At 62.3% G+C, this 16,028-nt stretch carries 14 protein-coding genes and 2 pseudogenes; 7 read left to right on the top strand and 9 right to left on the bottom strand.

What is annotated here, in order from left to right; translation table 11 throughout:
- The first annotated feature begins 188 nt into the window (after positions 1-188).
- Positions 189-1,421, top strand: coding sequence for an aminotransferase-like domain-containing protein (locus tag XH80_RS29805; protein ID WP_271601669.1), 1,233 nt, complete (start codon positions 189-191; stop codon positions 1,419-1,421).
- A 250-nt stretch (positions 1,422-1,671) separates the two neighbouring features.
- Here XH80_RS29805 and XH80_RS29800 read toward each other — a convergent pair whose 3' ends face one another.
- On the bottom strand, positions 1,672-1,944 hold the full coding sequence (locus XH80_RS29800; RefSeq protein ID WP_271601668.1) for a helix-turn-helix domain-containing protein: 273 nt from the start codon (positions 1,942-1,944) through the stop codon (positions 1,672-1,674).
- A gap of 162 nt (positions 1,945-2,106) precedes the next feature.
- On the opposite strand from XH80_RS29800, the gene XH80_RS29795 reads away from it, so the two are divergent.
- Together XH80_RS29795 and XH80_RS29790 are read left to right on the top strand one after the other, a co-directional pair.
- Positions 2,107-2,571, top strand: coding sequence for a hypothetical protein (locus tag XH80_RS29795; RefSeq protein ID WP_271601667.1), 465 nt, complete (start codon positions 2,107-2,109; stop codon positions 2,569-2,571).
- Between the two features lie 93 nt (positions 2,572-2,664).
- Entirely contained in the window at positions 2,665-2,883 is a 219-nt protein-coding gene (locus XH80_RS29790) for a hypothetical protein (RefSeq protein WP_271601666.1), read from the top strand.
- A 230-nt stretch (positions 2,884-3,113) separates the two neighbouring features.
- Here XH80_RS29790 and XH80_RS29785 read toward each other — a convergent pair whose 3' ends face one another.
- The 4 genes from XH80_RS29785 to XH80_RS29770 all read right to left on the bottom strand — a co-directional run bounded on the left by XH80_RS29785 (position 3,114) and on the right by XH80_RS29770 (position 6,703).
- On the bottom strand, positions 3,114-3,932 hold the full coding sequence (locus XH80_RS29785; protein WP_271601665.1) for an aldo/keto reductase: 819 nt from the start codon (positions 3,930-3,932) through the stop codon (positions 3,114-3,116).
- Between the two features lie 423 nt (positions 3,933-4,355).
- Complete coding sequence (locus XH80_RS29780; protein WP_271601664.1) at positions 4,356-4,790, bottom strand: hypothetical protein; 435 nt, start codon at positions 4,788-4,790, stop codon at positions 4,356-4,358.
- Between the two features lie 108 nt (positions 4,791-4,898).
- Positions 4,899-5,900: an NAD(P)H-dependent flavin oxidoreductase gene (locus tag XH80_RS29775; RefSeq protein WP_271601663.1), complete on the bottom strand. Its 1,002-nt coding sequence runs from the start codon at positions 5,898-5,900 to the stop codon at positions 4,899-4,901.
- Positions 5,901-5,965: 65 nt separating this feature from the next.
- Positions 5,966-6,703, bottom strand: a complete 738-nt coding sequence (locus XH80_RS29770; protein WP_057753882.1) for an SDR family oxidoreductase — start codon at positions 6,701-6,703, stop codon at positions 5,966-5,968.
- A 162-nt stretch (positions 6,704-6,865) separates the two neighbouring features.
- Here XH80_RS29770 and XH80_RS29765 point away from each other — a divergent pair, with 162 nt between their 5' ends.
- Entirely contained in the window at positions 6,866-7,330 is a 465-nt protein-coding gene (locus XH80_RS29765; RefSeq protein WP_271601662.1) for a winged helix-turn-helix transcriptional regulator, read from the top strand.
- A gap of 183 nt (positions 7,331-7,513) precedes the next feature.
- On the opposite strand, the pseudogene XH80_RS29760 reads toward XH80_RS29765, so the two are convergent.
- Positions 7,514-8,257, bottom strand: a pseudogene (locus XH80_RS29760) (MFS transporter); the annotation flags it as partial.
- Here XH80_RS29760 and XH80_RS29755 point away from each other — a divergent pair.
- The 3 genes and pseudogenes from XH80_RS29755 to XH80_RS29745 all read left to right on the top strand — a co-directional run.
- Positions 8,247-8,621, top strand: a pseudogene (locus XH80_RS29755) (helix-turn-helix domain-containing protein); the annotation flags it as partial. The pseudogenes XH80_RS29760 and XH80_RS29755 overlap by 11 nt on opposite strands.
- A 970-nt stretch (positions 8,622-9,591) precedes the next feature.
- Positions 9,592-10,593 (top strand): sensor histidine kinase, encoded by a 1,002-nt coding sequence (locus XH80_RS29750; RefSeq protein ID WP_271601661.1) that lies wholly within the window; start codon positions 9,592-9,594, stop codon positions 10,591-10,593.
- Between the two features lie 355 nt (positions 10,594-10,948).
- On the top strand, positions 10,949-11,242 hold the full coding sequence (locus XH80_RS29745) for a hypothetical protein (protein ID WP_225895068.1): 294 nt from the start codon (positions 10,949-10,951) through the stop codon (positions 11,240-11,242).
- 60 nt (positions 11,243-11,302) lie between these two features.
- Here XH80_RS29745 and XH80_RS29740 read toward each other — a convergent pair whose 3' ends face one another.
- From XH80_RS29740 to XH80_RS29730, 3 genes are read right to left on the bottom strand one after another with little or no spacing between them, the layout of a single operon-like run.
- A complete protein-coding gene (locus tag XH80_RS29740) occupies positions 11,303-12,601 on the bottom strand; it encodes a glycoside hydrolase family 130 protein (RefSeq protein ID WP_271601660.1) in 1,299 nt (432 codons plus the stop codon).
- A 33-nt stretch (positions 12,602-12,634) separates the two neighbouring features.
- Positions 12,635-14,920, bottom strand: a complete 2,286-nt coding sequence (locus tag XH80_RS29735; RefSeq protein ID WP_271601659.1) for a glycosyltransferase family 4 protein — start codon at positions 14,918-14,920, stop codon at positions 12,635-12,637.
- On the bottom strand, positions 14,917-15,855 hold the full coding sequence (locus XH80_RS29730; RefSeq protein ID WP_271601658.1) for a class I mannose-6-phosphate isomerase: 939 nt from the start codon (positions 15,853-15,855) through the stop codon (positions 14,917-14,919). Before XH80_RS29730 ends, XH80_RS29735 begins: the two co-directional genes overlap by 4 nt.
- Positions 15,856-16,028: the final 173 nt, after the last annotated feature.

Raw genomic sequence — 16,028 nt, 5'->3', positions numbered from 1 at the left:
AGTAGCCGCATCAGTGAAATCAACGCATTGTTCCCATGCGCGATGAGGATGCGGATTTTACGAATTTCGTTTGACGCGTCGGGCAAAACACTGGCATGATGTCATGATCGACATCGCGGCGCCCGGTCGGCACCACGCCGGCCTGCCTAATAAAAACAACACTTAATAAAAAACAACGAGGAACCCCCATGACGTCCAGCTTTGACTTCGCGCCCCTGTTTCCCGCAGGGCTGCCGGCCCCTTCTGCGCGCTGGACGGGCCTTGCCAAATACAGCTTTGTCGGCGGCAACAACGATTCCGAGCAGCTGCCGCTCGACGAGCTGATCGAGGCGGCCGATCAAGCCTTGCGACGCGAGGGCCGTTCGCTTGCGACCTACGGGCTCGCGCACGGCCCACAGGGTTACGTGCCCCTGCGCGAATTCCTGGTGACAAAGCTGAAGCGCGATGCCGGCATCAGCTGCACGGTCGACGATCTCATGATCGTCTCCGGCTCGCTGCAGGCGCTCGACCTCGTCAACAACACGCTGCTTTCGCGCGGCGACACTGTGATCGTCGAGCAGGAGACCTATCAGGGGGCGTTGCAGCGGCTGACGCGGCTGGGCGTCAACACCGTCGGTATTCCCCTCGACGACGACGGCATGCGGATGGATGCGCTGGCCTCGACGCTGGCCGACCTCAGGAGCCGCGGCATCCGGCCGAAATACATCTACACCATCCCGACCGTGCAGAACCCGACCGGCAGCATCATGCCGGAGAGCCGCCGCGCCGAGCTGCTGCGCCTGTCGGCCGAACATGGCGTGCCTGTCTTTGAGGACGATTGCTATGCCGACCTGGTCTGGTCCGGAGAGCGCCCGCCGGCGATCTACGCGATGAGCCGGAACGGCGGGGTGATCCATATCGGCTCGTTCTCGAAGTCGATCGCGCCGGCGCTGCGCGTCGGCTTCATCGTGGCGCCCTGGGATGTGATGTCGCGGATGCTGGCGCTGAAGACGGATGCCGGCTCCGGCGCGCTGGAGCAGATGGTGCTTGCCACCTATTGCAAGCCGCATTTCGCCAGCCACGTGCCGGCGCTGTCCAAGGCGCTGCGCACCAAGCTCGACACGCTGATGGAAGCCCTCAACGATCAGTTCGGGACCGCGGCCGAGTTCAGGGAGCCCAAAGGCGGCATCTTCCTGTGGGTGAAGCTGCCCGACCAGGTCGATACGCTCAAGCTCTATCAGGCTGCGCTCGCTGCCGGGGTCTCGATCAATCCGGGCCCGGAATGGTCGACCAACAAAGGCTATTCAAGCTCGCGCCTGCGGCTATGCTTTGCAAGTCCGTCGCATCAGCAGATTCGCGAGGGCGTCGCCGTGCTGGCCGAAATCTGCCGCAAGGAGTTCGGCGTGCCGGCCCGCAGCGCCAATGTGGAGAAGCGCGCGTAGCGCGCATTGGACTCAGGTAGGATCGACGTATGAGATCACCTCTCCCCGACGGGGAGAGGTCGGATTGCTTTGGGCGCGCAATTGCGCGCCCGAGCAATCCGGGTGAGGGGGCTGCGGCACCCAGTGAGACCAGAACCCCTCACCCGGACCGCATCTTCGATGCGCTCCGACCTCTCCCTACGGGAGAGGTGAACTGGAGCGCTCGGTTCGCATCGATTTTACCAACGCAGGTTTCGCCTTTGGCGGCACATCAGGCCGCCTGAGGCTGGCTGCCGTGGATCGCGGAGGCCAGCCGCAGCAACAGGACAATCGAGACGTTGCCCTTGCCGGCCTCGATCTGGGCGATGTAGCGCTCCGAAATCCCGGAGCGTCGGGCCAGCTCCCGGCGCGACAGCTCGCAGCGGGCGCGGGACGACTTCAGGCGCTCGCCCAGCTCCGCCAGAAACGCGGTCTCGGAACTAGGCGGTGCGGCACAGCTCCCCGGCAGCACCTCACCCGCAAAATCCATGACTTGATTCAGCATCGCTCTCACCACGCATCGCCTTCGGGAGCGTCATCTTACCCCGTCAGCGCAGAGCCTCATTGACGCGGATCAAATTCGCGCGCGATCGGGACCTGCCGTGGACGATCGCGACGGGGATGCTAGAGTCTGTTTGAAATTGTTCGAGGCGGGGCCTTTCGGGACATGATGCGTCATTTGAGCCGCTGGACCAGCGCGGCGGTGCTTTGGGTTGCGTTCACTTCGCTCGCGCGTGCCGAGACGCTCGCGGCGACGATCGAGCAATGGGGCCTGCTCGGGTCATGGGCGGTCGACTGCGCTATCAGGCCCGACCGCGACAAGGGCGCGGTGCTGACTTACGAAATCCGGAAGGACGGCCGCGTGATGTACCGGCGCAATTTCGGCGACACCAAAGACGAGAACGAGGTGGTGTCCGCCTCCGTCGACGCCGAGGGCCTGCTCAACCTGATGGTCTACTTCGCATCGTTGCATCAGACGCGCGAATTCGGATTGCTGCATGCGAATGACGGCAGCCTGCGCGCGATCTATAATCGCAGCGATCGGGGCGAATACACGATCAAGGTTGGCAAATACGTGAAGACTGGCGCGCCGACGCTTCCACAGCAACGCTGCACACAGCCATCGTCCTGATCCTGAACATCCATTCAGAATTCTCTTCCCGTTTCGCCGGAACGTTCATGCGGATGCGCGGTTTAGATTTGCATTCGATTGGAGGAGGACATCATGAAGAAGCTTGGTTATGTCGTTGCCGCTCTGGGTGCGCTCGCGGTTGCGGCGCCGACGCTGGCAAGTGCTGAGACTGTGATCGTCAAGCACGGCCATCACGGCCCGTACGGCGCCCGCGCCGAATTCCGCGAGCATCGCGACTATGGCCTGCATCGCGGCTGGCGCCATCACGACCGCGTCGTGGTGATCAAGCATCGCCATCACCACTGGGACTAATGCGCAACGCAAATGGAATTGGCCCCTCGCGGGGCCATTTCTATGCGTTCTGCGTCCTCTCCCTTGCAAGGCGAGACGGGCGAGAGGCATCTCTCCGCAAGTCCGAAATCGTAGGGTGGGCAAAGGCGCACTCTTTCGCGCGACGTGCCCACGATTTTTGCCTTACTGAGAGAGATCGTGGGCACGGCGCAAGAGCGCCTTTGCCCACCCTACGATACTGTGCGAGCCCATCAATCCCACTGCGGCGCAAATCCCGGATTGACGCAGCGCTTGTCCTTCGGCAGCGCGGCGATCTTCTTGCGATCGGCGTCATCCAGCTTGATCTTCAGCGCATCCAGATTGGCCTGCTGGCTCTCGCGGCGCGACGCCTTGGGGATCGCGCCGACGCCGTCCTGGTCGAGCAGCCATTTCAGCGCGACCTGCGCCGCGCTCGCATTGTGCCTGGCGCCGATCTCGGCGAGCACCGGGTCGGTGGCAAAGCGTCCTTGCGCCAGCGGACAATAGGCGACCAGCGGGATCGACTTCGCCCTGAGATAGGCCAGCAGCTTCGATTGATCCAGCATCGCGTGATATTCGACCTGGTTGCAGGCGATCGGCGCCTTGATGTCCTCGACCGCGATCTTGAGCAATGCCGTAGTGAAATTGGCAACGCCGATCGCCCGCGTCCGCCCCTCCTCTTTCAGCTTCATCAAGGTCTCGAACACCGCGCCCCAGTTCGCCGATCTCGACGGCCAGTGCACGAGATAGAGGTCGACATGGTCGAGCCTGAGCTTTGCCAGGCTGGCGTCGAAGGCGCGGCGGATCGCATCCGGGCTGAGATTCTCGTGCCAGACCTTGGTCGTGACATGCAGCTCGCCGCGCGGCACGGAGCTAGCCGCGAGCGCGGCGCCGATGGCCTCCTCGTTGGCGTACATTTCGGCGGTGTCGATGTGGCGATAGCCGATCGACAGCGCGCTCTCGACCGCTTCGCGGCAGACATCGCCCTGCATGCGGAAGGTGCCGAGACCGAGCTTGGGCATGCTGATGCCCCGTGTTTTCAGATGGTCCATGGAACAGGCTCCTGAGATATTGCAGCCCGCCGGATGCACGCGGCGATGCCGCGTGAGCAGACTCTTCGGTGATGGAAAAGAGGTGGCGGGAGCGGGCATGATAGCGCGGCGGATGGGCAGCGGCCAATCAAGATCGGGTTAGGGCCGCCTCTCCAGCGAGCGCAGGGCCCGTCGTATATGAGCTCGGCGAGGCCCGAGCGAGCGCCTCGTCCTTCGAGACGACCGCTTCCGGCGGTCTCCTCAGGATGAGGCTAAACAGCAGCGTCGCCCATCGAGACAGCTGCCACACATTCCGCCCTCATCCTGAGGGCCCGCCGGAGGCGGGCGTCTCGAAGGATGGCCGCACGCGAGCTATCCGCCACGCTTCCTCATAGGCGATCGTCCCGGCGCAAGCGGCAGAGGCGGATGATCAGCAGCTACGCCTCAGTGCTTCCAGTTGCAGATGCCGCCGGAACGGCACGGCCAGGTCTGGATGCGGGTGTCCATCGCCTGCGCGTCGAGCGGGTTGCCGTGACGGTGCGCGAGCCTGGTGCGGGCTGCGCCGCGCGGCTGGGTGCTGTTGGTGTGAGCGATCTTGGTGTCAGCGATCTTGGGCTGGGAGACGTGCACGCGTTCGGCCGCGACCTTCTTCGGCACGTCAACCGGCTCGGCCCGGGCCTGCGCCTCATTGCCGCCCTTCGCTTCCAGCGCGACCGGAGCGAAATGCGTCTCGGGCCCGAGCCGCTTCGGCGACAGCACTGCCTTGGAGAGATCGAGACCGAGATATTCGTCAGGCTTGTAATCGTCAGCGCGCGCGATACCGCCCACTGCGAGCACGAGCGCAATGGCAACCACACTGGGAATGCTTTTCAGGACCACGGACGCCTCCTGAAATTGAATAGTTAAGGAGTAATTTACCCCTATTTAGGAGGCGCCGCGTGCATTTCCAGCGGCCAAATGTAACAGTGGTTAAGAAGTTTGGCGGTGTCAGGCGACCTTTCGCGTCGCACCCGTCCCATCCAGGAACCCGATCAGCCTGTTACGAATGATTTGTTCCGCCTCAGTCATGATGCGATCGATGAGTTCCTTGCAGCTGGGGATGTCGTGGATGAGGCCTGCGACCATGCCGCAGCTCCAGGCGCCGGCATCCATCTGCCCCTCCAGCATGATCCTGGGATAGACGCCCGCGACCTGGTCGTGGATGTCCGCGATCGTGAGCTTGTCGCCCCTGGCGTGCTCGATCTCGAGCAGGCGCTCGACATTGGCGTTCTTCAAGACGCGCTCGGTGTTGCGCAAGGCCCGCATGATCAGGCGGGTGTCGAGCTCGGTCGCCGCGACCAGCGCGTTCTTCACGTTCTGATGCACCGGCGCTTCCTTGGTGGCGATGAAACGCGTGCCCATGTTCATGCCTGATGCCCCCAGCGCCAGCGCCGCGACGAGGCTGCGGCCGTCGGCCATGCCGCCGGAGGCGACGAACGGGATCTTCAACTCCTCCGCCGCGCGCGGCAGCAGGATCATGTTGGGAATGTCGTCCTCGCCGGGATGGCCGCCGCACTCGAAGCCGTCGACGCTGACGGCGTCGCAGCCGATGCGCTCGGCCTTCAGGGAATGACGCACCGAGGTGCATTTGTGGATCACCTTGATGCCCGCCGCCTTCAGCGCCGGCATGTATGCTTCCGGGCTGCGGCCCGCGGTCTCCACCGCCTTGATGCCGCCTTCGACGATGGCGGCGATGTATTCCGGATAAGGCGGGGCCGAGAAAGCCGGCAGGAAGGTGAGGTTCACGCCGAACGGCTTGTCGGTCATGTCGCGGCAGCGGGCGATCTCCTTGGCCAGCAGCTCCGGCGTCTTCTGGGTGAGGCCGGTGATGATGCCGAGGCCTCCGGCATTGGAGACGGCAGCGGCAAGCTCGGCAAAGCCGACGAAATGCATGCCGCCCTGGATGATGGGATGCTCGATGCCGAACAGTTCGGTGATCGCGGTCTTCACTTCATTCTCCTCCCCGGAATTTGGCCTGATGTTGCGTTCAGTCTAGCCGGACTTTTGCGCAGGGGTCACCATGTCTCGCCGAAGGGGCGGATCTCCATTTCGAAGGTCCAGGCGCTCTTCGGCTGCTGATAAAGCTGCCAATAGGACTCGGCGACGGCCGACGGAGGCATCAGCAGGTCGGGATTGTCGAGCGCGTTGGGGCCGAGCGCCTCGAGCCGGCGCTGCCGCACCCATTCGGTATCGACGCCGGCATCGATGATGAGATGGGCGACGTGGATGTTCTTCGGCCCGAGCTCGCGCGCCATCGCCTGCGCCACGGCGCGCAAGCCAAACTTGGCGCTGGCAAAGGCGGCAAAGCCGCTGCCGCCGCGCAAGGACGCGGTCGCACCGGTGAAGAAGATATTGCCGCCACCGCGCGGCAGCATCAGCCGCGCCGCCTCGCGGCCGGCGAGGAAACCGGAATAGCAGGCCATCTCCCACACTTTCCGGAACACGCGTTCGGTGGTGTCGAGGATCGGGAAATTGACGTTGGCGCCGACATTGAAGATGCAGACCTCCAGCGGCGCATGCTTGTCGGCGTCGTTGAGGAAGGAGATGACCTCCTCCTCCTTGCGCGCGTCCAGCGACCGCGCGTGGATCTCACCGCCGGCGGCTTCGATATCCTTCACCAGCGGCGCCAGCTTGTCGCCGTTGCGGCGGCCTGCGTAGATCGAGAAGCCTTCGGCTGCGAATTTCTTGGCTATCTCGGCGCCGATGAAATCGCCGGCCCCGATCACGGCCGCGGTCGCGTTTCGCCTGGACATCGTCGCCTCCTCCGATGAGAGCATGATTGAGCCGGAGGCTATAGTTCTAAAATAGAACTGTCAAACTTGCGATCCGAATGCTAGCTTCAGGCCGAAATAGCCGTGTTCATTCAAAGTCAGTTCCTTTTTCTGACTGACTATGTGCGTGCCGGAGACAGGATCATGAAGTGGGATACGCTGGATGAGGAGCCCTGCTCGCTCTCCCGCACCGTCGCCGTGGTCGGCGACCGCTGGACGCTGCTCATCCTGCGCGAATGCTTTTTGCGGGTGCGACGCTTCGAGGCGTTTCAGTCGTCGCTCCAGATCACGCGGCATCTCTTGTCGGAGCGGCTGAAGAAGCTGGTCCGCTTCGGCATCCTGCGCCGCGTCCCCTATTCCGAAGCGCCCAAGCGCTACGAATACATTCTGACGCAGAAGGGCCTCGACCTCTATCCTGTCATCATGGCGATGGTGCATTGGGGCGACACCCACATGGGCGACGAGCGCGGCCGCCCGCTGCTGCACGAGCACAAGAGCTGCGGCAAGCTGTTCGACCCGGTGATGGTGTGCTCGGAATGCGGCGATGTGCTGCATGCCAAGCAGGTTCATGTGCATGCGGGGCCGGGGCAGGCAAGGGCGATTGCTTAAGCTGCTCCAACCACAGCCGTCATCGCCCGGCTTGACCGGGCGATCCAGTATTCCAGAGGCCAGCGTTGAAGGGCTCGCTCTCACCACATCCGCCGCGGCGTACTGGATCGCCCGCCTCCGCGGGCGATGACGCCGAGGGTGGGATACGATCTCACGCCATCGACGCACTGACCGCCATTGCGCTCAATGCCCGCGCGCCGGCGCGCCGAGATTGATCGGGCGCAGCACGGCCGCGGTCGGAATCATCAGCACGGCGATGATCGCGAGCGTCCAGAACACGTCGATATAGGCGAGGAAATCGACCTGCTGCTGCAAGGTCCTGCCGACCCAGGCGACCGCCTGCGAGGCGGCCTCGCTCGCATTCGAACCCTGGGCCTGGAAGTAGCGCGTCATCGCCTCGATGGTCTGCTGGTAGCCGAGGTCGGATGGCGCGGCATGCTCGATCAGACGGCTCTGATGGAATTGCTGGCGCTGCGCAAGAATCGTTTGCGCCAGCGCGACGCCCATGGAGCCGCCGATATTGCGGGCGACATTGATCAGCGCCGAGGCCTGGTTGGTCTTGTCGGGCGGCACGCCGTCATATGAAGCCGTCGTCACAGGCAGAAACAGGAAGGGAAGGCCGATCGCGAGGAAGATGCGAGCCAGCGCCGCGTAGCCGTAGGTGATGTCGCCATTGAGCCCGGTCAGATGCCACATCGAGAACGCGACGACCGCGGCGCCGAACATGATGAGATATTTGGGCTGCACCGTACTGACGAGCCTGCCAACCACGGGCATCAGCAACAATGTTGCGATACCGCCGGGCGACAACGCGAGACCGGCCAGCATCGCCGTGTAATTCAGCTCGGTCTGAAGCAGTTGCGGCAGAAGCTGCGTGGTCGAGATCAGCACCGCGCCGGTGCCGAGCATGACCAGGAAGCAGGCAATGATTTCAGCGCTCGAAGGCAGGCCCAAGTTCTCCCAATTGTTCATGGCGTACCTGCTCACGCGCAATAGCAGAATCGAAGAAGATCTGATCGACCAACTATTCAACTCCAGCGAAAAACGTCTGGCGCGGCTGTTGCTTCTGCTCGCGAATTTCGGCAAGGAAACCAGCCCGCAGCCTATTGGGGTCAAGATCAGTCAGGAAACACTTGCCGAAATGATCGGCGCGACCCGATCGCGGGTTAGTTTCTTCATGAATAAATTCCGCAGGCTTGGCTTCATCAGCTACAATGGAAAAATCGAGGTCCATAGCTCGCTCCTGAACGCCGTTCTGATTGAGAAGTCGGAGCTGGGCCGGAAGGACTGACCGGCGCGCGACCGGTCGATTGATCGACTGCAGATGCGTGGCATCGCCATTTGGAGGTCGGGCACGTCGGCCCCCTCGCCGGTCTTTGGCATTCGCCCTCTCGCTGGATCGCTGCGATGCTGATCGCGATCCAGTATGGTTGTCATTTGGTATGTGGCGACAGCATCGCTGCCGAGCGCGATCGAGATCAAGCCGAGGGAAGTCGTTTCAAGCTCGATCAAGCAAGGTGATGCGCGTGAATGCGTTCAGCATACAGATCACGCATCGAGACGATTCCGCCGAAAGAACACGGCGAGGACAGTCGGCCGACGTTTCAATTCGAAGGCCCTCAAACCAGTCTTACCTCGCGTGCCCGGCATCAGGGCGCGTCAGCAGGTGGGGACCAACAAGTGGCGCGTCGAAGTGTGAGCAAAATTGCACAGCGACCGCGAGCTGGATGTGATCGGATGACGCCGGGCGTCGCGGGCCACCCCCGCGCCGCTCGGGCGGCCCGAGATCTCGACCAGTGCCGAACTCGGGCCGCTCTTGTTTGGCTTGGCGCAGGAGCGCGAGAAGCAGGACGGCCCGCTGAAGCGTGATCGATCATGGAAGCGCGCGATCTGTAGTGAAATTGGGGGCCGCAGATCCGCGGAACCTGAAAGGTCGATATGACGCTAAAGATCAAAGAGCATACCTGCCCTGGATGCAGCGGAACGGGCTTCGCTCCGACGATGCAGCCGGTGGAACCGGGCCGAAAGATCTACCCAGCGAAATACCAGTCATGCAAAGGCAAGGGCAGGATCACGGACGCCGACTAAGGCAAGGCTCATTCCTACCCGCTCGCGGCGCGTATGTCGGAGTGCGCAGGCCGGCCGGCGCGGGCCGATCACGGAAATTGATTCCGCCAAGCCTCGTTCTTCCGCTCACATGCGCTGCCTGGCACAACCGCGCCCCTCAGCCGTTATCGGTGTACAAGATGGAAGCAAAGCGGATGTCGTCCGATAAGATATCGATGCCGGTTTGGAATGAAAAGCACTTGCGTGCTGCGACCGACGCCGCCGGCGTGGCCTTGTGGGCCTGGAACGTGGATACGGACGCCATTACGATGGACGAACGCGCCTACGACCTGTGGGACGTTCCGAAGAGCGAAAAACACATCACATTCGAGATCCTGTCCAGGAACATCCATCCTGCCGATCTGGAACGGGTCAGGTCTGCGTTTGCCGCTACTCGCGCAATAGTAGGTGCTTACGAGATTGACTTTCGCATCTTGTTCGACGGCGACATCCGTTGGATCTCCGCGCGCGGGCAAGGCGACGATGCGGACATTGCCGATCGAACCATGTTCGGCATCTTCCTCGATGTTACCCAACGCAAGCAAGCCGAAGAAGCGAACGAGTTGCTGGCCGGCGAGATGAGCCATCGCGTGAAGAACCTTCTGACAATCGCGACCGCGCTTACTCAATTTACATCGCGTTCGGCCGCAACCAAAGAAGACATGGCCCACGAGCTAACAAATCGGCTGATGGCCTTGGGACGTGCACAGGATCTCATTCGCCCCATACCGGGAAGGAAGAGCGAAGGAGCGCTTCTTGGTGACCTCGTCTCCATCTTGCTCGCGCCTTACGACGAAAGAGAGGCGAGCGTCCGCATTCGCGTTTCGGTGCCGAAGATGAATGTCGGCGAGATGTCGAGCACAACGCTCGCTCTTGTGCTGCACGAACTGGCAACGAACTCGGCGAAATACGGTTCGCTATCGCTGGCAAGCGGCACCTTGGACGTGTCGTGCAATGCCCATGGCGACGAAGTCGTCGTGACCTGGACCGAGCGGGGCGGCCCGCCTCTTAAGGCTCCCGCAATGCTCGATGGCTTTGGAAGCAAATTGGTGCAGCGGAGCATGGCGGCCCAACTCGGTGGCTCCATCGCATTCGACTGGTCGGAAGAGGGGCTGGTCGTCACGCTGATCATGAGCAAAGATCGCTTGGCAAGATGAGAAACCTTGAGACCTTCGAACAGTAGCGTCCGGCGCGACGCCGAGCCTTGAAGACGGAGATCAGCTCCGCGTTCCGGAGCGGCCGGCATTTCCGGGAGATTGCGTGGGTTGGCCTCGCATAATACCATCGGCTTGACCTCTAAGGCGAGCGCCTGCGCCTAACCCGGCAATCCGCCCGAAAGGCCTGAGCCCGGGACGCTGCGGACATGCCGCTTCCCTTGGACGACGCCAAGGCGTCGCCCACCATGCCAAGCAACTGCAACAGACCGCGCGGCTCGCGCATGCCGGAGAGCAGCCAGAACGCTTCGCTCCCGGGCGAGACCAAGTTGGAAAGAAGGGCGACAAGGAGATGCGCATGAATATGTTCGAGATTACGATCGCACGCATCGAGGTGATTCTGCCGAATGAACGTGGCGAGGACATTCGCCTGACGTTTCAGTTCGAAAGCCGTCAGACCAGTTTTACCTTGCCAATTTTCCTGAAGTCTTGCGAATTCGACGATACCGAAATCGTCAGGGTAGCCCGAAGCCAATTACACGACGTTTTCGCGCAGCTTTGCAGCCAGTGCGAGGATTGGCAGCTGACAGAGGACGAGCGTCGCGAGCTCGCAAGGATAAGCGTGCGGCCTGGCGTCAAGGCGCAGGAGTAGCCCGGGAACAAAAGCAGCTATTGAATTGGATGTATGCTCCTGAGATCAGCTGGCCGCCCCCTAGCATTTCATCGCGTTCATGAGCTCGGAAATCTCGATCGTTGCGAAATTCGAGAATGTGTCCGACACGGCATATGGCAGGATGATCTGGTTGTTGTGCCGCATCCCGCCGCACGTATAAACGACGTTAGGGACGTATCCTTCGCGCTCGGATGGTTCAGGCCGCAATAGCGGCTCGCGCGAACGCGCCAGCACCTTGGACGGGTCGCGCTTGTCGAGCAGCGCCGCACCGATCGAGTATTTGCGGACCGGGCCGACACCGTGCGTCAGCAGCAGCCAACCCTCATCGAGTTCGATCGGCGACCCGCAATTGCCGATCTGGACGAACTCCCAGGGAAACTGCGGTTTCAAAATGGCTTGACCGCCATCCCACGTGTGGAGGTCGTCTGAATAGATCAGATACAGGTTCTCATTGTCCTGCCGCGCGATCATGGCGAACTTGCCGCCGATCTTGCGCGGGAATAGTGCCATGCCCTTGTTCCGCGCAGCAGCCCCCCGCAAGGGCGTCAGTCGAAACGATAGGAAATCACTGGTCTCGATCAGTTCTGACCGGATGGCCCGCCCGCTGTAGGCGGTATAGGTCGCGTAATACGTCTTTCGATCGCCGTCGCTGAATTCGACAAAGCGCGCGTCCTCTATGCCATTCGATTGCGATTCTGTGACGGGAAAAATGACGCGCTCGGTCAGGTCTTCTTCGGGCTTGAAGATCAGCTCGACACACTCGCCGTCCGGCCCCGATATGCGATGGCAAATCCTCGGAATCGACGCGAGCCGAGCCGTCGGATCGACGGCCAGACCGCCGTCAGCCGCGATGGTCCCGGTTCGAAACGTCAGTGACGATACATGCCCTTCGCCTATGGCACGGAGACTGAGGATAAAGCGTACACCGCCCTTTGGCGCTCCCGATTGATCGGGGTGCGCCACGATGCTCGGATTGAACAAGGCAGAGGCTTCGAATGAATACTCATTGAGGAAATAGGCGCCGACCAGCTGGCGCTGCTTCTTTGAGAAGACGCCATGCGTCGCGAAAGCGTCCTCCATTTCGTCCGCGCGGGCCTCGAATCTTTCCAACAGGTTGCGATGTCGCCCCTTGAAATTGTCCAGCACGTCCGCGAGCTGAGCGGCAACGGCTTCCTGATCGAGTGCGAGAACTCGCTCGACGATATGATTTGCGCGCATCTTGTCGGTGGGGTTGAGATCGCGCGGTTCAGTCGCCGGCTTGAATGGCCGCACGATGACCCGCGCAGGATCGGGGCGCAGATGGAGCGCCTGCCGGTTCAGGAAGGTAGCTTGTGACACAGTGTCCTCGGCTCGCTGAATGAAAGGTGAAATTCAAGCGCCCACGGCGCGTAAGGCCGAGGGCCTCTTCAGGCTGGTGTTGACGCGCGCGAGTTGACGAATCTCCGCAAGTCCGAGGAGATAGCAGACGACCGACTCGCCTCCGCGGTTTTCGTTGGCGCGATCGGGGTGCAATCCATCACGGCAGCTCCCGGTGTGCGGATCGACCAGTGCCACGGACAGATCGTTGCTGCCGAGAAACCAGCCGAAGGCGCGCATCGCCATGGCTGTCCACTCGGCATCGCCGTCCGCACGCCACGCCGTCAGGCAGGCAGCGATTGTCGCCGTTGCTTCCACGGGTTGCTGATCGAAGGCGCGGGGATGTTGCCGCTGTTCGCCGAAGCTGCCGGTGCCCACCGGCCGGAAATGACCTGCCACGCTCGTCTGCTGCGTCATCAGCCAGCGCAATGAGCGCAATCCGGCATCGCGGTATTGCGGCGTTTGAGTCGTCATTCCTGTCAGTATCAAGGCTTGCGGCAATCGCGCGTTGTCGTAAGCGAGCCCTTCCTCGAACCACACCCATTCCGGCGTCTCTACCGACGCCAGACAGGACATCAACCTGTCAGCAAGCGCGTGCCGGACTTCCCTTGCGTGGAGATCATCCGGAGCAACAGTGCAATAAGCGTCCAGACCTAGCAGCATGAACGCCCACGCGCGGGGCGAGCTAAAGCTCTCGGCCGTCGACAAAGCCTGGGCGAACAAATCGGTGGCCCACCTGCGCCGCGACGAGCTTGCGTCTCCGCGCGCCGCCTCGCCCAATGCCCATAGCGTCCGCCCGTGACTGTCTTCCGAGCCTCTGTCCTCGAGCCAGGTTCGGTTGAAGCCCATGAAGTTGCGAAATCGCCTGATGTCGGGATTCCACGCATGCTGCACGAACGCTGCAAAGCGGGTCGTCAGGATTTCCGGCAACGCCTGTTCGCCGGGATTGTTGAGGGCGCAGGCCAAGAGTAACGCCCGGGCATTGTCATCGACGCAATAGCCGTGCGAGCGATCCGGCACCGACTGAACCGCGTGCTGGAACAAGCCGATATCGTCGCACATCGTCATGAAATGGCCGATCTGCATGTCGGGCGCAGCGGGGCCGCGTGGTTCCGGCGCGCCGGAATCGGGACGCGCAAAGACCTTGAGCCGATGACCCTGCCGCGCGGCCTCGAAGGCGGACATGTAACGCTCGGCCGTGCGTTCCCACGTCATCATCCGGCTCATGGCGTATGCGCGTTGGCCCATCTCTTGCCGGCGCGGGTCGTCGGTGAGCAGTTTGGCAATTTCACCGCCGATCGCCGCCGCATCGCCGAATGGTACCAGAACTCCGCATCCGTCAGTAAGCAGCTCGCGTGCGTGCCAGTAGGGCGTCGACACCACCGCCTTCCCAAGCCCAAAACTGTAAGCCAAGGTTCCAGAGGTCATCTGGGCCTCGTTGAGATAGGGCGTGACATAGACGTCGCACATCGAGATGAATTCGAGCAGCGTGGCCTGATCTACGAACCGGTCCAGGAATACCACGTGGTCCTCGACGCCCAGCGCGCGGACCCGCGCCATCAGACTTTCACGATAGGCTTCGCCCTGGTCTCGAACCAGATTGGGGTGCGTTGCGCCGAGCACGACATACACCGCATTCGCGCGGTGTTTCAGAATCGAGGGCATTGCATCGATCATGACTTCGATGCCCTTGTTGGGGGACAGCAGCCCGAACGTCAGAATGACCGACTTGCCGTCAAATCCGAGCCTGGCCTTCGCCGCATCGGGCCCGGCAAAGGCGACATCGGGAATGCCGTGGGCGATCACCTCGATCTTGTCGTCCGGCACGAGGTAGACGCTGCGCAGTAGCTCGCGAGCCTTGTTGGCCATCACCACCACCTTCGACGACGCATCGACGATGCGCTCCATGACCGCGCGTTGCTTGGCTGACGGGTTGGCCAGTACGGTATGAAGCGTCGTTACGACCGGCATGGTCAGGCGCGCCAGCAGCGGGAGGATATGGGCGCCGGCTTCGCCGCCGAAAATGCCGAATTCGTGCTGCAGGCACACGGTATCGAACCGGCCGGCATTCAGGAAATCCGCTGCACGCAGGTAGTCTTCGACATTGTCGTCCTTGATCTGGAAAGCGACCGCCGGCGGATAGTCGTAGGCCTGGCCGCGATCGGTCATCGCCACGATGCAGGTTTCCAGATCAGGGCGTGACGCCGATATCGCTCTCTGCAGGTCCGTCGTGAAGGTTGCGATTCCGCAGCGGCGAGGCAGCGAGTTGCCGATAAGGGCGATGCGGCGGAGCGACGTCATGTCTGTGCCTCGATGATCTTGCCCGATTTCCTGGAGCCCGTGCCGGTGGATACATCGGGAGACTTGGTCGCTGGTCCGGTGCAGTCCTGCAGCAGCAAAACCATGGGATCCGGCCCCGGATAGGCGACCAGGCCGGTCATTCCGTCCGGGCCAACCTCGATGCCGGCGCTGTCGGCCTCGATGAAGATCGCGTCACCGACGGTCGCATCCGTATGCCCGATGCGCCCCTTCCCCTCGATCACGAGGATCCAGGTTTCCCGGTCGGCATCGAGCGCCCACTGCGAATTGGCCTGGAAATCGACCCGCTCGAGCACGAATTGTGGGCTCGCGACGAGAATTCTTCGTGCGTCCGTGAGACGCCGCGGAGCGGATTGAGCCTGGGATGGCCCGGCGTCGGAAGCGGCCACCGCGTCGTCTTCGTGCAACTCGCGGTGCCTGCCAAAGTCGAACAGGCGGAATGTCGTATCGCTGCGTTGCTGAATCTCGGCGAGCACGATACCGGCGCCGATGGCGTGGATTGTGCCGCCGGGGACGCAGATGAAGTCGCCCTTCGCAACAGGGCGCCATTGCACGAGACCGGCGATCGAGCCGTCCCTGATCGCTGCGCGCAACGCCTGCGGCGTGAGGCGCCGCGTCAGTCCCAGCGCTACCCGCGCGCCCGGCGCTGCTGACAGGATGTACCATGCCTCGGTCTTCCCGTTCGGCAGATCGATGGCGTGCGCGAATTCATCGTTGGGGTGGACCTGGATCGACAGAGGTTGGCTGGTAAACAGGAGCTTGAGCAGCAGGGCGGAGCCTGGTGCATCTTTATCGATGCGCTCGAACCACAATTCCCCGACGGGGTCGCCGGAAACGTCGATGCGGCTCCATGGTCGGATATCTGCGCCCCCCCACGGCTTGCGCTCGATCTGCACGGAGGCATGTTCGATGGTCATGGATTGTCCTTGCCCTTGACGCGCATCTCGAAGCGACTGCATTGGTCGGTGCGGTCGGTAAGATCTGGCGTGGCTGAAAAAGCGTCGCGCTTCGCGACAGGCGCTGTCACAGCGATCCGATCGTGTCCTCCATCAGATGGCTACTCCAGCATCCGATAACAACCTTTGTGCGC

Source organism: Bradyrhizobium sp. CCBAU 45384 (assembly GCF_028128665.1).
Lineage (GTDB): Bacteria > Pseudomonadota > Alphaproteobacteria > Rhizobiales > Xanthobacteraceae > Bradyrhizobium > Bradyrhizobium manausense.
The sequence above is the reverse complement of the archived record's forward strand: the minus strand, read 5'-3'. Positions and strand labels throughout refer to the sequence as shown.

Bases quoted from the DNA above. Each gene is read 5' to 3' on its own strand.
- XH80_RS29805 (WP_271601669.1), top strand. From the start codon at position 189: ATGACGTCCAGCTTTGACTTCGCGCCCCTGTTTCCCGCAGGGCTGCCG.
- XH80_RS29790 (WP_271601666.1), top strand. From the start codon at position 2,665: ATGAAGAAGCTTGGTTATGTCGTTGCCGCTCTGGGTGCGCTCGCGGTT.
- XH80_RS29735 (WP_271601659.1), bottom strand. From the start codon at position 14,920: ATGACGTCGCTCCGCCGCATCGCCCTTATCGGCAACTCGCTGCCTCGC.
- XH80_RS29730 (WP_271601658.1), bottom strand. From the start codon at position 15,855: ATGACCATCGAACATGCCTCCGTGCAGATCGAGCGCAAGCCGTGGGGG.
- XH80_RS29765 (WP_271601662.1), top strand. From the start codon at position 6,866: ATGAAGTGGGATACGCTGGATGAGGAGCCCTGCTCGCTCTCCCGCACC.
- XH80_RS29770 (WP_057753882.1), bottom strand. From the start codon at position 6,703: ATGTCCAGGCGAAACGCGACCGCGGCCGTGATCGGGGCCGGCGATTTC.
- XH80_RS29745 (WP_225895068.1), top strand. From the start codon at position 10,949: ATGAATATGTTCGAGATTACGATCGCACGCATCGAGGTGATTCTGCCG.
- XH80_RS29750 (WP_271601661.1), top strand. From the start codon at position 9,592: ATGTCGTCCGATAAGATATCGATGCCGGTTTGGAATGAAAAGCACTTG.
- XH80_RS29785 (WP_271601665.1), bottom strand. From the start codon at position 3,932: ATGGACCATCTGAAAACACGGGGCATCAGCATGCCCAAGCTCGGTCTC.
- XH80_RS29800 (WP_271601668.1), bottom strand. From the start codon at position 1,944: ATGCTGAATCAAGTCATGGATTTTGCGGGTGAGGTGCTGCCGGGGAGC.
- XH80_RS29795 (WP_271601667.1), top strand. From the start codon at position 2,107: ATGATGCGTCATTTGAGCCGCTGGACCAGCGCGGCGGTGCTTTGGGTT.